At 65.1% G+C, this 15,199-nt stretch carries 12 protein-coding genes; 4 read left to right on the top strand and 8 right to left on the bottom strand.

Annotation, left to right across the window (positions count from 1 at the left end):
• Positions 1 to 117: 117 nt before the first annotated feature.
• From NKF26_RS16455 to NKF26_RS16445, 3 genes are read left to right on the top strand one after another with little or no spacing between them, the layout of a single operon-like run.
• Complete coding sequence (locus NKF26_RS16455; protein WP_253227667.1) at positions 118 to 1,632, top strand: DUF58 domain-containing protein; 1,515 nt, start codon at positions 118 to 120, stop codon at positions 1,630 to 1,632.
• Positions 1,629 to 2,156 (top strand): hypothetical protein, encoded by a 528-nt coding sequence (locus NKF26_RS16450; protein WP_253234614.1) that lies wholly within the window; start codon positions 1,629 to 1,631, stop codon positions 2,154 to 2,156. The genes NKF26_RS16455 and NKF26_RS16450 overlap by 4 nt, the downstream gene beginning before the upstream one ends.
• Positions 2,153 to 3,097: a hypothetical protein gene (locus NKF26_RS16445; RefSeq protein WP_253234613.1), complete on the top strand. Its 945-nt coding sequence runs from the start codon at positions 2,153 to 2,155 to the stop codon at positions 3,095 to 3,097. The genes NKF26_RS16450 and NKF26_RS16445 overlap by 4 nt, the downstream gene beginning before the upstream one ends.
• A gap of 15 nt (positions 3,098 to 3,112) precedes the next feature.
• On the opposite strand, the gene NKF26_RS16440 is transcribed toward NKF26_RS16445, so the two are convergent.
• The 8 genes from NKF26_RS16440 to NKF26_RS16405 form a co-directional block, all read right to left on the bottom strand.
• Entirely contained in the window at positions 3,113 to 4,258 is a 1,146-nt protein-coding gene (locus tag NKF26_RS16440; protein ID WP_256487524.1) for a MoxR family ATPase, read from the bottom strand.
• Complete coding sequence (locus NKF26_RS16435) at positions 4,206 to 5,276, bottom strand: DUF4350 domain-containing protein (protein WP_253227663.1); 1,071 nt, start codon at positions 5,274 to 5,276, stop codon at positions 4,206 to 4,208. Before NKF26_RS16435 ends, NKF26_RS16440 begins: the two co-directional genes overlap by 53 nt.
• Positions 5,277 to 5,552, bottom strand: coding sequence for a hypothetical protein (locus tag NKF26_RS16430; RefSeq protein ID WP_253227662.1), 276 nt, complete (start codon positions 5,550 to 5,552; stop codon positions 5,277 to 5,279).
• Positions 5,553 to 5,628: 76 nt separating this feature from the next.
• Complete coding sequence (locus tag NKF26_RS16425) at positions 5,629 to 7,395, bottom strand: sodium/phosphate symporter (RefSeq protein ID WP_253234611.1); 1,767 nt, start codon at positions 7,393 to 7,395, stop codon at positions 5,629 to 5,631.
• Positions 7,388 to 10,426, bottom strand: a complete 3,039-nt coding sequence (locus NKF26_RS16420; protein ID WP_253234610.1) for an FtsX-like permease family protein — start codon at positions 10,424 to 10,426, stop codon at positions 7,388 to 7,390. Before NKF26_RS16420 ends, NKF26_RS16425 begins: the two co-directional genes overlap by 8 nt.
• A 3-nt stretch (positions 10,427 to 10,429) precedes the next feature.
• Complete coding sequence (locus NKF26_RS16415; RefSeq protein WP_253234609.1) at positions 10,430 to 11,398, bottom strand: DUF1616 domain-containing protein; 969 nt, start codon at positions 11,396 to 11,398, stop codon at positions 10,430 to 10,432.
• 157 nt (positions 11,399 to 11,555) lie between these two features.
• Positions 11,556 to 13,391: a PAS domain S-box protein gene (locus NKF26_RS16410; protein WP_253234608.1), complete on the bottom strand. Its 1,836-nt coding sequence runs from the start codon at positions 13,389 to 13,391 to the stop codon at positions 11,556 to 11,558.
• 1 nt (position 13,392) lies between these two features.
• A complete protein-coding gene (locus NKF26_RS16405; protein ID WP_253234607.1) occupies positions 13,393 to 14,124 on the bottom strand; it encodes a PAS domain S-box protein in 732 nt (243 codons plus the stop codon).
• 138 nt (positions 14,125 to 14,262) lie between these two features.
• Between NKF26_RS16405 and NKF26_RS16400 the strand changes: the two genes are divergently transcribed.
• Entirely contained in the window at positions 14,263 to 14,886 is a 624-nt protein-coding gene (locus tag NKF26_RS16400; RefSeq protein ID WP_253227657.1) for a phosphoribosyltransferase, read from the top strand.
• Positions 14,887 to 15,199 lie beyond the last annotated feature (313 nt).

Here is a 15,199-nt window from a genome sequence, read left to right as displayed (position 1 = left end):
AGCGAATTATGCTGACCCTTCGGTCGTCGGGTTTCCACGACCCCCGACCCTTGTAACCGTTCATCCGCTTGAACGGTCAGTAGATTCAACTGCGAGAGGGTAGTCGGCGAAGTGACAATGGAGACGACGCGTCGGTTTTGGGCGACGGTGAGCCTCGCGGCAGTACTTCTCGCCGGAGCGTGGGTGCTCGACGAACCGCTCCTGCTCGTCGGCGCGGCGGGAATCGGTGGCTCGCTCGTCGCCGAGCAATGGCTCTTCGTTCGCGGCGTCACTCGACTCTCGGACGACCTCATCGTCACCCAGACGGTGTCACAGGAGGAGACGACCGTCGGGTCGGACGTGGACGTCCATCTCGACGCGGCACTTCCGTCGCCGACGCCGTTCTCGCTCTCGATTCGCGCATCGCCGCCGATCGCCGCGACGGGGAGTACGGTCGAAGAGCACACCTTGACCATCGACGTTGGCGAGAAGCGAGGGGAGACGGATTTCTCGCTCCGTTGGCCCGTCGCCGGTGAATTCCGGTTTTCTCGACCGAGGGTTTCGGTTCGGGATTCGCTGGGGACGTTCGAAACGGACCTCTCGCTGGGGACGACACCCAGCGTTCGGGTTGAGCCGCGCTATCCGAAGGACCTGTACGTCGGAATCCGGGGCGAGCGGGCCACGTCGTCGCTCGGGGAACAGGATACGGGTGCTCGGAGCGTCGGCTTCGACCCGGCGGAGATACGGGAGTACGTCCCCGGCGACACGATGCGGCACATCGACTGGAAGGCGACCGCTCGGATGGGATCGCTCTACGTACGCGAACTAGAGGAGAGGACGGATCTCTCGAACGTCCTCCTCCTGGATCATCGAGCGTCGATGGGAACCGGGGAACCGGGTCGCCGGAAACTCGATTACCTTCGCCAGGTGGCACTCGGATTCGTCGCGAACGGGAGAGCCACGAGCACGCCGTGCGGGTTGTACGGTATCGACGAAGGAGGAATCACGGTACGTCGGTTGCCGACAGCCACGAAACGTCACTTCGACCGATTGGGGACGGATCTCCACGGACTTTCGCCCGCCACGGTGGACGAACCCGCCGACCGACGGACATCTCGATCCGGGTCCGAGTCCGATTTCGAACGTCGTCCCGAGTCCGACGAACCCGAACTCGGCAGCATTCGGCGTCCGTCGCCGACGGACGTCCGAACCGCGACGCGTCGCCTCGATTCGGGGACGGCGTTCGATTCCACCCTGCGTCCGTTCTTCGAGACGCAGTCGCCGACCGTTCCATTACCGGGTGAACAACCCCTCTACGACGCGGTCCGAACGCAGTTGTCGAACACGCAGGAGTCCGCCGTCGCCGTGTTTCTCACCGACGACGGTCACCGATCCGAGTTACAGGAGGCCGTGGCAATCGCCCGGCAACGATACGAACGGGTCGTGGTGTTTCTGACGCCGTCGGTGCTGTTCGAGCAGACGGGACTCACCGACCTCTCGCGGGCCTACGAGCGCTACGTCGATTTCGAGGAGTTCCGGAAGACGCTCGCCGGAACGGGCGACGTTGCGGCCTACGAAGTCGGTCCACAGGACCGACTACAAACGATACTCTCGATGCCTCGCGCACAACGCACACGAGGAGGGAACCGATGATGACGAGGTGGGAACGGACGACGACGCCACGGGCCGCGCTCGGCGGAGTCGGACTGCTCGTCGTCGGCATCGCCTTCTGGGTCGGCGGAGGGGTCATCGGACTGCTCGCCGCCGGTCTCACCCTGGTGCTTTGGTACCTGACGGCCGCACGCTACGCCGTGACGTTCGGTCAGGTCGGACTCGCCACGTTGGTCCCCACGAGCGCGCCCTTCGTGGTCGCTGCGGGCGAGTGTGGACTGCTGGTGCTCCTGATCGGTTCGCTGGCCACGGTCGGCACGGGCGGCCTCGCCGGACGACGAATCCTCGTCGGCGTCGGAGTCATCGCCGTTACCGGGGGCGGAACGTGGCTCCTGTATCTCGGTTCCGGGACACTCTGGGTGCCGACCGTAGGCCTCGTCATCGCTCTCGTATTGGCGTCCTACGGACTCCTTCGTTACGAGACGGTCGTTCGAAAAACGCTATCCGAAACGGAGGCGGCGGACGCACATGCGTCCGCCGCTGGAGTGAGGGGGGCTGACACGTGAGCACCGACGTTGCGGCCACGGCGGCCGACGAAGACGGATCGGAAGTCGAAATTCCCGACGGCTCGGCCATCACAGGCGACGAAGAGGAACTGGCCGCACGGGTGGCGCTACTGGCCGAGGAGAACGAGCGGCTTCGCCGCGAGTATCGCCGAGCGCGACAGGCACAGTATCGACGGACTGCGCTCGCACTGGTGGGCTGCGGTGCGGTCGCGGCCCTCGCAGGCGTACTCTTCCCCGACGCGCGCCCGACGCTGTTCGCGCTCGCCGGGACCGGCCTGTTCGCGGCCATCCTTACCTACTTCCTCACGCCGGAACGGATCGTCCCCGCATCGGTCGGCGAGCGCACCTACGCGGCCTACGGCGCGCTCGGCGCGACGCTCCGCGCGCAACTGGGGTTGACCGACGAAACGCTGTATCTGCCGACCGGACGCGGCGAAACCGAGTTCGAATCCGTCCTGCTGTTCGTGCCACAACACGCCGAGTATGAACTTCCCGACCCGACGACGCTCGACGCTGGCTTCGTCGTCGCCGACGACGAGCGGGGGCACGGTCTCGCCGTTCGGCCGACCGGCACTGGCCTGTATCCCGAGTTTTCCTCCCAAGTCAAGGGCGTCGCGGAAACCCCCGAGGACCTCGCCGTCCAACTCGCCGACGCGCTCGTGGAGAGTTTCGCGCTGTCCGATAGCGTCACGACCGAGGTCGGTGCCGACGGACGGAGCGTGACCTTCGGCGTTTCCGGGAGCGCCTTCGGGTCGGTGGAGCGGTTCGACCATCCGATCCCGTCGTTCATCGCGGTCGGGTTGGCCCGCGCGTTGGATCGACCGATTTCGGTCGAGCAACTGGCGGCGAACGGCGAGGACACGGAGTACCTGGTGCGCTGTTCGTGGGAAGCGGATGCCTCCGACGAAAGGAACGAAGAAAACAGCGAGCGAGACGGCTAAGTCGGTGAAGCTGACTTAGCCGTCATCAGGATTCTCGTCGGAATCCTCCACGAAACCACCGTCCTCCGAAATCGTCGCCGTCGGCGACGATTTCGCCGCGTCGCTGCTCGGCGGCGACACGTCCGCGACGATCTCCGTGACGACGTTCTCGGCCGTTCGGTCGTCCAATTGTGCCTGCGTGTTCGGAACCAGTCGATGGACGAGCACCGGCCCCGCCATCCGTTTCACGTCTTCGGGAATCACGTACTCTCGACCGTGAATCGCCGCGTGCGCCTTTGCGACCTGAAGGAACGCGAGGCTCGCCCGTGGCGACCCGCCGTAGTCCAGTTCGGGATGGTCACGGGTGGCGGCGACGATGGACCGGATGTATCGCCGCACCGACTCGGAGACGTGCGTTTCCGCGACCGTCTCGCGGGCCGCGAGGATGTCCTCGGGGGAGACGGTCCGCTCGATGTCCGCCGGACTAAGGGTTGGACGGTCGTCGAATCGTTTCAGGAGTGCCAGTTCGTTCTCCTCGTTCGGGAGTTCCACGGTCGCCTTTAACTGAAATCGGTCGCGTTGGGCTTCGGGCAATTCGTAGGTCCCCTCCATCTCGATGGGGTTCTGTGTCGCAACGACCATGAACGGCTTCGGCAACGTCATCGTTTCACCCTCTATCGTCACCGTCCCCTCCTGCATCGCTTCGAGGAGCGCGCTCTGGGTCTTCGGTGTGGTCCGGTTGATCTCGTCGGCGATGAGGAGGTTCGAGAACACCGGACCGCGTTGGAGTTCGAACTCCCCGGTCGCCTCCTTGTAGACGTGCGTCCCGGTGATGTCCGCCGGAAGGAGGTCGGGAGTCATCTGCACGCGCTTCGAGTCCAATCCAGTCGCACGGGCGAACCCGTTGGCGATGGTCGTCTTTGCGACACCCGGCACCCCTTCCAAGAGGATGTGACCGCGGGTGAGCAACGAGATGGACAGATAATCGATGATTCGTTCGTTTCCGATGAGAACCGTCGTCATCTCGTCGCGGATCGCCGTTCGGATTTCGTGGGGACCTGTCATCGAAGGGGATACTATGTCGAATTCGATAAGCGGGACGGATTGTACGATGTTCGACCGCGTTGACTCATCGCCGCTGGTCGTGAAACGCGTCCACGACCCGCTCGATTCGGTCGTCATCCCACTCGGGATGGCGGGTTTCGAGGTAGGAGACGATTTCACCCCTCGTCAACTCGGGAATCCCGTCGTCCGGCGTGGACCGTACGCTCCGAGTGTATCGCCGGATGCCGTCCCCCACATCGTCGAACGAGCGCCCCGCCCACGCCAGAACGAGGCCGAGACAGAGCAAGGTGACGACGTACTGAAGCGTGAGCGAGTCGCGGAGCATCAGCATCGCGACCGTTGCGGGCGGGAGCGACGTGGAGTGCGAGTAGTCCAGGAGGACACGGTTTTCGCCGCTGACGAGCGCATCCACGAAGGCACGGTTTCCGGGCCGGTCGAGCATCGAATTGATGAACAGGCTCGAATCGCTCACGACGACGACGCGGCCGCGTCCGATTTTCTCCACCGTGGCGACCGGTCGCTGGTCGACCGACTCGTTGGTGTCCAGCTTCCCGTTCCCGTCGGTGTCAAGATAGGAGTGGACGGAACTGTTCACGAGGGGCGTCGCGCCGTTCGGCCGGATGGCCGTCCCGCGGTTGAGCGTGAGCGTGGAGACGTTGGAAACCAGCGAGCGGTTCGCGACGTTTCGCGCGACGGGCATCTGGGGCGAGCGGTAGTTGTATCGCTCGTCACGGAGGAGACGACCGTCGAGGCGCGATTTGGCTCCGAGGTTGGCGAGCAGCGAGTTGGTGTGCGGCCCGAAATCGTCGGCGACGACGAGCGTGCCGCCGCGCTGGACGAACCGCCGAAGACGGGTCCGGTCGCGCACGTCGTACTGTTTCGTCGGGGAGAGGACGATAGCGACCGTTTCGCTCGCGTTCCCGCCGTCGTAGGCGGCCGTGTCCCGGATGACGGTGCTCGTTGCACCCGTTTTCTCGGCCTGGGACTGGAGTTCCGACGCGCCGTTCCATCCGCCGTTGTAGGCACTGAATGACGCGGCCGACGTGCTCGCCGCGACGAGCACGCTGAGGAAGACGACGGCCGCGAACCCGACGACGACAATTCGAGGGAGTCGTTCGCGCCAGTCCCGGCCCATTCAGAACACACCCGCCGGGAGCATTTCGAGGATGTTGTGGACGATGATGTACCCGAACACGAGGGTCCCGACGACGATGAACCATCGGAGACGGCGTCGCCATCGTGGCGTGACGGCTGTCGGTGCGGTGAGTTCGACGAGAACGAGGAACCCGATGAACACGAGCGCGAAGAAAATCTCGTTCGAGTAGGTTCCGAGCAGACTCAGGACGAACAGACAGAGGAGCATCCAGAGGGTCTGTCCATAGATGAACCGGCGGCGGTGCTCTGTCAGCATTCGAACCGAATACTATCGGCAGGGTTACCAAACTACCGGCTGTCCGATCGTTGTCAAATAGAAACCGGAGGCCGAATCACGACCCGGACTCGTTTCGGGGGGAACTCAGCCCGGCCGCGGGGCCCTCGTTCGGGCCGACCGGACAGTTCCCCGCCCGTCGCGGGGTCGTCACGACCAGCGGGTCGCGCCCGCTGGCGGAGTAGACGACGCTCCTGTTCGCGGTCAGGTGGTCGTATCGGTCGGCACTGATTTTCGTCGGCGAGGCCGGGAAGACCTGCGCGCCGAGCGTCGTCCACGATCGCTGGGCGACGATCGGGCAGGCGGGTGGCGGTGTATCAGGAGCTACCGTGCCCCCTTTCGTACTCCCACCGCCGCTTTTCAACCACTCGTACAGCGGCGTGTACTGCGCGCTCGTCCGATCCTTGTAGTAGTTCGTGGTCATGATGACCATGTGCCCGTCGCCGATCCACCCGCCCTGCACGTGATTCGCCGCGAACGTTCCCGTGGCGAACTCCGTCGGCGTGACGGTCGGCTGTGCGGGGGTCGCATGCAGTCCCGCGAACGCGAACGGTGCGCTGGCGACGACACAGAGGGCGACGAGCGGGACGACCGCTCGTCGCCCGAGCGTCGGAACGGACGACGATTTCCGTCGGAGACCGATGTCGACGGCCGTGATGGCGGCGAGCGCCGCCAACGCGAAGTGGGCGAACACCTGTCCGCGAACCGCGAGCGCCTCGTACTCGTGGGTGAGGCTCCCGGTCATCGCGAAGCCGATGAGAACCAGCGGTCCGACGAGGAGACCCACGACGACCACGGACGGTCCGGCGTCCCGTGCCAACTTCGGGAGTCCCCACGCCGCGACGAGACCGACGAGCGCAAGCGGGACCAGGAGCGCCAACTGGAGCGGAGCCGTCGATGCCGAACCGGGGAATATCGGGAGGAAATGGTTTGCGACCAGCAACGTCCCGACGCCGCCGACGGCGAAGGTGGGAAGGAATCGCTGGACGACGGTCCCGGCACTCGGTAACCACCCCGCGAAGAGGACGAGGAAGACCATCCACGCGACGAGGAGACCGGGGAGCGCGGTGACGTAGCCCGCCGCCGTGAGGTTCGTATGCTGGTAGTACACCAGCATGTCCAGCCAGAATAGGGCGACGATTGCGGAACCGAAGACCGCACGCCGACGCGTTGGAACGTGGGTTCGAACGCCGAGCGAGCGGACGAAAATCGCCAGCAGAACGAGCGCCCCGACCAGCGCACTCAGGTTGTGTGTCAAGGGGAGGGCGACGACGAACCCGAGCGTCAGAGCCATCCATGCCGGGCGCTCCGTTCGGAGCGCCCGATAGAACGCGAGCGCCGTCAGGACGACGAGCGCGTGTCCGAGCATCTCGCTGCTGACTGCGGCGGACCGACCGAGGTAGACGCCGTCGAGCGACAGGAGCAAACCGCCGAGAACCGCCGCGAGTCGGGTGTGTGAACGCCTCCAACCGAGTTGCTCACAGATTCCCCACACGAGCACGAAGACGACGAGCGCCGGAACCGTTCCGATGACGGCGACGAGCAACTGCGCGACGTGGAGCGGGGCCACGCCGGTCGCTTGGCTCACCGCGGTCAAATACGCGGTGAAGACGAACTCGTCGGGGTGGATGAACTGCGCCGCTGCGGAGAGATGTCCCGTCCTCCCCGCGCGGTGGGCGAGCGCGGCGAAGTGAAAGCCGTCGACGTTGTACGGAAGCGGCGTCCAGTGGAGCGGGAGCGTTCGCATCCCGACGCCGACCAGGAAGACGGCCAGCGCGGCGAGAACGGTGCCTCGCCGCGAACGACTCCCAGCGCGGTCACTCATTCGAATCACCCCCGAGTTCCGCGTTCGGGTTCGCCGTCGCCCCATAGCCCGAGAGGAGCGAATCCGGCGGCGTTCTGAGGAGCGCGAACGCGACGAGCAGCGCGCTGAGGCACATGACGCCGATTCCGCCCGCGACGACGCTCGCGGCGACCCGCGGGGTCAACAGCGGCGTGATTCGAACCCCGTAGAGCACCAGCAATCCGGCCTCGGCGAGTAGCGACACCGCCGCCACGGCGACGACGAACGCGAGTATCGTCGCAACCGTCCCGACCGTGATCGCGTCGAGGAGGACGAGCGACAGGATTCGGAGCGGCGACGCGCCGGTCGCGCGATGGACGCCGACCACCTGCCGCCGCGAGTGGACCGTGTAGGCGACCGTCGCCGTGGTACTCCCGACGGTCATCAGCCCCGCCAAGCAGACGAACACGCCGATGAGCAGGTTGAGGTCGCCGAACGCGGTCGTGATGGCTCGGCTGATTCCCGTTCCGCCGCTCCGGCCGCTGTTCGCCAACGCGCTGACGACCCTGTCGTCGCCGACGACGCGGTAGTTCGTCCGCGCGATGGTCCGCCCATCCACCGCCGCGGTGACGGCGTACGACCCCGGCGAGCGACGGTCGAGTTGCGGCGTGACGGTCCGTTGCTCGCCCGGACCCAGCGTCAGGTTTCGAGTGAATCGCTGACTTCCCGAGACCACCGCCACGCGCCGCGATATCGTCTCGTTCCACGGGTTGGAGACGGCCAGTCGCGCCGTCGGCCGCCCGAGGAGCGTCGGCCGGTCCGGTTGGACTTGCAGTCGCCCGACCGGCAACCGGGACGCGCTTCGTGAAACCCGAACGGTCGTCGTCGCGCTTCGGTCCCCGGCCGTGGCGCGAATCGTGGCGGGGCCGGAATCGCCGAGGTGGACCCGGACGGTACCGTTCGGTCCGGTTTTCATCCCCCCGCGACCGTTTCCGCCGGAAACGGTCGCGTTCGTCACCGGGTTTCCACTCACGTCCACGACGCGCACGAGTGGATCGGTGTTCGGCGGTGCGCGGTCGGGAAGACCCCGAATTTCGATCGCGTCGCCGGAGACGACGCGAACCGTGCGGCGTTGTCCCGCGACGGAAATCCGTTCGGTGCCGAGTCGTCCCGCCGGAAGGCGGACGAGGACCTCTCGCTGTGCGCCGCCGTCGAGCGAGACGGTGGTCGTGCGGTTTCGGTCGCCGACGCGAACCGAAACCGCACGACTCGCCTGCGACGAGCCGAGATTTTGCAGTTGCAGACGGATCGGAATCGAGGCGTTCTGCCGTACTTGCGCCGGTGCGGAGACGCCGACGACGGCGATACCGTCGCTGGCGTTTCCGTTGCTCGCCGACGTTCCGGTTCCTTCGAGTCGGGTCGCGGTTCGAACCATCTGCACGTTCCCCGGTCGGACGTTCGCCAGATGTCTCGCCGTCGGGAGCGAGACCAGCAGTTGGTCGTCGTACGGCCCGGGTGCGGCGTACTCGCCGACGATTTTTACCCTATCGAGGCCGGGCGTCGTGCTCCCGCCGAGCGTCACCGAATCGTTCGTGGAGAGGCCGAGCGTCCGCGCGAGGTCGGTTCCGACGACCGCCTCGTCCGGACCGTGCGGCCGACGCCCTCGAACGAGCGTGGCGTCGGAGACGTTCGCGAACGACCCGAACCGGACGCCGCGGACGACCATCGGGTGGCCGTCGTGTACGTCGAGCGCGAGGATTTCGGGGCTGGCTTCCGTGCCACGGCGGTCTATCGCGGCGGCGTACCCCGCCGGAACTCGACTGGCGATCGGATTGGAGGCACCGGGGTCCGTGACCGTCGATCCGCCGGGATGGACGAGGGGCGTGACGACGCCAGTTATCGAGGCCACGAGGATGACGACGGTCGCGAACGCCGCGAGCGGGACGACGCTCGGGAGGAGCACCCGCCAATCGAGCAGCGACAGGGGTCGTACTCGGGAGAGAAAGCCCCGGAGTCGCGCGTTCGCCCCGTCGTTCGACGAGCGACGCCGCGATGCGGACGTGACCGGCGAATCCCCGGTGACCTTCCACGCGGCGACGACGCCAGCAATCGCCCCGACAGCGACGGTAGCGGCGTACAGCGGCAGGAGAATCGTCACCGCGCGTGGCGTCACGCGAATCGCCAGCGAGGTCGGGACGCCCAGATAGATGGCCGCGTTGACGACGACGTTCGTCGTGACGACGCCGACGGCGTAGCCGAGTGCGGTTCCGGCGGCGGTGATCGCGCCCGCTCGGAGACCGTACAGACGAACGATGCGTCGGGCCTCGCCGCCGGTCGCGCGGATGACGCGGATCGCTCGCCGTCTGTCCTCGGTGTGCATCCGCGTCACGCCGTACACCGTAATCCCGACGAGGACGCTGGTTCCGGCGGCCGTAATGGCCAGGACGGTGAGCACCTGCCGGATCCCGGCGAGGAAGAATGGAAGCGCCGACCGGAGCGGGACGCTTCCCGAAACAGCGCCGCTCGCACCCCCCGACCCGGATCGTTCCACGACGAACGCGCCGGTTCGACCGAGGTCGGAGACGACCGATTCGTGTGCCACGTACCAGTACGGCGGGAGGATGGCGTTCTCGCTATGCCGCGGGTGAACGCGGACCGTCTCGCCCCCCTTCGTTCCTTCGACGTGCTGTGTGGTTTTCGACGCGACGCGACCGCTACTCACCCCGGAATCCGGCGGACAGGGGACCGAATACTGGGAGCCTTTTCGGAATTTCTCCGCCTGGCGACACGACACGCCGACGACGAACGTCGAAGTTCCGTCCGGTTTCGTCACCGACGCGACGGGGAGTACGAGCGCATCACCATCGGCGTGGGTTCGGGCCGCCTCCACTGAATCGTAGTACGTCGCGTGGCCACCGGCGTCGTACTCCTTCGCTATTGAAGTCGTTTGGGTTCCCGCGGCGAGGACGACCAGCGTGACTCCGGTGAGGAACGCCACGGTCACGATGACGACGAGGACCGCGAGCGCGTCCCGCCGTGTCCATCGCGTCAGCAGGAGACGTCGATATCCCACGGGTTATCCTCGCGCTCCCTGGTTCGACGTATCTCCTTCGGATCCGTTCGACGGGGTGACCCACAGGTGGGTCTCCTGTGCCGCGTTGTCCGCCGTCGGTGTCGCCGGTACCCGGTCCTCGTAGAGCAAGAAGGCGATTCGACGGTGGTTCCCGCTCAGCGACGGCGGAACGGTGTACGAGATTCGTTTCCGTTCGCCGTCGTTCAGCGTCACGTGAAACCTGGTGAGCGGGGTTCGCTTCGTCACCGTCGTCGGGTCGTCCGCCGCGACTTGCTGGCGCTGGACGACGACCGTGTATCGAACGCGGTGATTCTCGTGGTTGTCGATGCCGACGAGGAGGTCCCTGCTTCCGCCGTCCGCGGCGACCGTCGTGGACCCGTTCTTCGTGAGCAACGACATCGTCGTGTACGACTCGGTGTGGCCGAGTCCGCCGAGCGCGACACCGACGCTGACGACGGACGCGAGTATCAGGACGACCAGCACGACGTTCAGGGTTCGGTCGAGTCGCGTTTCGGACGCTCGAATCCCGGTCAGGCCGTCCCGGAAGCGGGGCGGCGCGATTCCGTCCCGTTCGGGGTCCACCGTCCGGCGACGGATCGCGGCGACGGCGGATGCGACGATGGTGAACCCACACGTGGAGAACAGCACCGGAACCGCTCGGATTCCCACGCCGCCGTAATCTAGCGCCAGTGCGAGCGCCGCGACGACGAGCACGCTCGTTCCGACGGCGAACGCGAACCGTTCGACACCGCCGAAGCGTTCGTCGCCGGTCGCCGGTTCCGGAAACAGCGCTTCGATGGTCGCATAGCCGGGCAGAAAGAGGAGGAGCGGGAGCGTCACGACGAGTCGAATCGGTTGTACACCGAGAAGCGGGACGAAGGGCGCGGCGGCGGCGACGACGGACAGAACGCCCACGAAAACGAGGTCGAGTGGGGGACGGAGGACTCGGCGTGGACCGGACGTGTCACTCATTCTACCGGGTTGACTACAGCCACCGTCAAGTAATCTTCTGAAGATCAGACATTTTTCCGGGTGGAGAGGAAAAATCGTTAACCGGGACGTGGTCTGGTTCGACGTGGTCGGGCGGCGGATTCGAACGGTCGTTACCCCGTACGTCTTGCTGTCCGCGTCACTCGTTCACCGGTTCGACGCCCGCGAACTCGAATCGTGCGCCCCCGTCGTCCGCTGTCACAAGCGAAACCTCCCACCCGTGCGCTTCGGCGATCTGTCGGACGATGGTCAATCCGAGGCCGGTTCCGAATTCGGCGGTGGAGTAACCCGACTCGAACACCGTTTTGCGCGCCGCTTCCGGGATTCCTGGCCCATCGTCCTCGACGAAGAACCCGGCAGCAGCGCCACCCGTCGCCGTTTTCTGCCGAAGACCGCCGTTCTCGACAACACCGGTGAGTTCGCCGACACGGATCGTCACGTCGGGCCGTCCGTGGTCGAGAGCGTTACGAAACAGGTTTTCGAGCAGTTGCTGGAGTCGACTCGCGTCGGCGTCGATGATCGAATCCCACGAGGAATCGAGCGTCGCCGGACCCGTTTCGACCGAGGCCCACGCGTCCGTGGCGACGGTCTCCCCCGAAATCGGTCTCGTCTCGTTCACCGTCCGTCCCTGCCGTGCCAACGTCAACACGTCCTTGACGATGTTGGCCATCCGTTCGTGCGCGCGTTCGACATGGGTGAGATGTTCCCGCTTCCCGGTCGAGCGGTACATATCGAGATAGCCCTGTGCGACGTTCAGGGGGTTTCGCAGGTCGTGGGAGACCACGCTGGCGAACTCCTCCAGCCGCTCGTTTTGGCGCTCCAACTCCCGTTGATGGGCCGTCCGCTCGTCCTCCCGTTCCGCCCTGTCGAGGGCCGCGGCGGTGTTCGCGGCCAGGAGTTGGGCGTGATACACGTCGAAATCGTCCAGTCGCTCCGCGGCGAAGGACATCACGCCGCGGGCACCGAGCGGAACGAACGCTTCCGATCCGACATCGCCGTAGTGGAGCTTTCGAACGACCGTCTCGTTCGCTTCGAACGCGTCCGCTATCGCCTCCCGGTCGGCTTCCGGAACGGATTCCCCGTACGCCGCCCGGTGTTGTTCGGTTCGTGCGACCAATCGGACCGTCGAATCCTCGCAGTCCCAGATTGCGGTCACGGGAAGGTCGAGCACGTCCCGAGCCACGCGAACCGCGATTTCGCTCACCGCGGCGCTCGTCTCGGCCTGCATGAGGGTCCGGGTCGCGTTGTGAAGCGCTTCGAGCGTCGTTTCCCGGTTCTTCCGCTCGGTCACGTCACGGAGGTACACCGAGACTCCGTTCGAGGACGGATACACGTTCACCTCGAACCAGCTATCGAACGGCTCGAAGTGCGCCTCGAACGTCATCGGTTCCTGCACTCGCATGGCTTCGTGGTTGTCGTCGTAGAACCGTGTCTCGACGGCCTCGGGGAACACGTCCCAGACGACCTCGTCGATGATTTCCGGCGCGGTCCGGTTCAGGATTTCCTCGGCCTGCTCGTTGACGTACGTGAACCGCCATTCCTCATCGAACGCGAGGAAGGCATCGGTCATCCGGGAGAGGATTTCGTCGCGTTCCTCCTTCATCCGGACCTGTTCGGTCACGTCACGGGAGTTCAGCACTAACCCCTTGACGGAAGTCGTATCGAGGTGGTTCTCGCCGGTCGTTTCGAGATAGCGCCACGACCCGTCCGCGTGCTGGAAGCGGTAGGTGAGGGTAGGGGTGACCTCGGGGTTCTCGATGGCGCGGAAAAACGTCTCCGCGGCGTGTACCCTGTCGTCGGGATGGATGTACTCGAAGGCGACGTCGCCTTCGAGTTCGTCCTGGTCGTAGCCGAGCCGTTCGACGGCGGGACTCTCGTACACGATGGTTCCCGTCTCGTCGAGGAGCGTGACGATGTCCCGCGAATGGTCGATGAGCGCCTGCAACCAGCTTTCGGTCCGTTTGCGCTCGGTCACGTCACGAACCGATGGTCGCCGTCGTCCCGCGATACGTCGTCGCGCGCACCGAGAAGTTCCCGTATCTGATCTCCCCGTCCTTCGTTCGGAATCGAGCGTCGTAGGTCGAAACCTCGTGCCTGCCGTTCATCCGATTCTCGGCGATGGTTCGCACGCGGTCCTGGTCGTCCGGATGTAAGAGCGACCAAACGTCCATTCCGCGCAGTTCGTCGGCGGTGTAGCCGGTTATCTCGCAGGCCCGTTCGTTGACGAACGCGAATCGGTCGTCCTGATAGATGTACACCGCGTCGTGGCTGCCCTCCACGACCGTCCGATACCGCTCCTCGCTCTCCTGAAGCGCACGCTCGGTCCGCGCCGAGTGAACCACACTTTCGATTCGATTGGCGAGGATGGCGTATCCATCGACCGAAATCTCCTTCTGCAGGTAGTCGGTGATGCCCGCCGAAATCGCCCGACTCGCGACCGTTTCACTCCCCGTGCCCGTAAAGAGGATGAACGGGAGGTCGGGAAACTCCTCGCGGACCGATTCGAGCAGGGAAATGCCGGTCGTGTCGGGCATCTCGTACTCCGAGACGACACAGTCGATCCCGCCCTCGCGGAGAATGGAAAGCGCGTCATCGCCGGACGACGCGGTTCGAAGTCGGAGCTGGTTCGACTTCCCTTCGAGGGACGTCGCCGCAAGGTCGAGCACGTCGGGGTCGTCGTCCACGTGAAGGACGACGATAGGTGCCATCTCGCCCATGTCTCAGTTTCGTTCGATAACTGGCGTATAGTGCCATAATGATTATGTTTACTGAGTTGAATTTCGACGCCGTTTCGCAGCGGCGCACAGGTTTATCCGCGTCAATCGCTTCCGTTCGAACGAAGGATCATGTTCGACGACAGAACGGATGCGGGGACGCAACTCGGCTCCCTCGTCGCACGTGAAGGGGTGGACGCGGACGTCGTGCTCGCCATTCCACGCGGTGGGCTCCCGATCGGTCGACCGGTCGCGGATGCGCTCGACGTCCCGCTCGACGTCGTGGTGGCGAAGAAACTGGGGGCACCTGGAAACCCGGAACTGGCGATAGGGGCCGTCGGGGCGGACGGGAGCGTCTGGCTGAACGACGACCTTATCGAGCAGATCGGCGTCGGCGAGACGTACCTCGAAGCGGAGCAGGAGCGCAAGAGCGAGGCGGCCCGCGAGAAGGAGCGTCAGTATCGAGGGGAGGGACAAATTCCGGCAGTCGAAGGGAAACGCGTCCTCGTCGTGGACGACGGCGTGGCGACGGGCGCGACGACCATCGCGTGTCTCAGGCAGGTGAAAAAGGCGGGGGCGAGTTACGTCGCCCTCGCCGTACCGGTCGGGTCGCCGAGTTCCATCGAGGGGTTGCGCGGCGAGGCCGACGACGTGTTCTGTCTGGAGACGCCGTTTCAGTTCGGTGCAGTCGGGCAGTTCTACCGGGTGTTCGATCAGGTACCGGATGAAGTGGCGAAGACGTATTTAGAGGAGTGAGGCGGCCCCTTCATTTTCACCGTCACCGGCCAGGTCCGCGAACAGTCGTTGCCCGAAGTTCCGGCCAGGATACCGACTCGATCACTTCCCCGTACTGTTGCCATACCTACGACACAACCCCGTCCAAAATCGCATGACGCCGACCGACAATCTTTTGTTACTTTCGATTCAGAAACAGACAATCATGAAAGACTGAAACTGCGATTAACGCTCGGTATGGGCGTCATTAACGATGAATATGGATGAGTGATTACCGTACCATATTCCGAAACGCTTAAGTACATTTCGTCCTAACTCCTGGTTAGGAACTAAG

Origin of the sequence: Haladaptatus sp. AB618, assembly GCF_024136965.1 — an archaeon.
Lineage (GTDB): Archaea > Halobacteriota > Halobacteria > Halobacteriales > Haladaptataceae > Haladaptatus.
The sequence above is the reverse complement of the archived record's forward strand: the minus strand, read 5'-3'. Positions and strand labels throughout refer to the sequence as shown.

Coding starts and splice junctions, on each gene's coding strand:
- NKF26_RS16455 (WP_253227667.1), top strand. CDS start 118: ATGGAGACGACGCGTCGGTTTTGGGCGACGGTGAGCCTCGCGGCAGTA.
- NKF26_RS16435 (WP_253227663.1), bottom strand. CDS start 5,276: ATGGGCCGGGACTGGCGCGAACGACTCCCTCGAATTGTCGTCGTCGGG.
- NKF26_RS16440 (WP_256487524.1), bottom strand. CDS start 4,258: ATGACGACCGAATCGAGCGGGTCGTGGACGCGTTTCACGACCAGCGGC.
- NKF26_RS16415 (WP_253234609.1), bottom strand. CDS start 11,398: ATGAGTGACACGTCCGGTCCACGCCGAGTCCTCCGTCCCCCACTCGAC.
- NKF26_RS16425 (WP_253234611.1), bottom strand. CDS start 7,395: ATGAGTGACCGCGCTGGGAGTCGTTCGCGGCGAGGCACCGTTCTCGCC.
- NKF26_RS16430 (WP_253227662.1), bottom strand. CDS start 5,552: ATGCTGACAGAGCACCGCCGCCGGTTCATCTATGGACAGACCCTCTGG.
- NKF26_RS16400 (WP_253227657.1), top strand. CDS start 14,263: ATGTTCGACGACAGAACGGATGCGGGGACGCAACTCGGCTCCCTCGTC.
- NKF26_RS16450 (WP_253234614.1), top strand. CDS start 1,629: ATGATGACGAGGTGGGAACGGACGACGACGCCACGGGCCGCGCTCGGC.
- NKF26_RS16405 (WP_253234607.1), bottom strand. CDS start 14,124: ATGGCACCTATCGTCGTCCTTCACGTGGACGACGACCCCGACGTGCTC.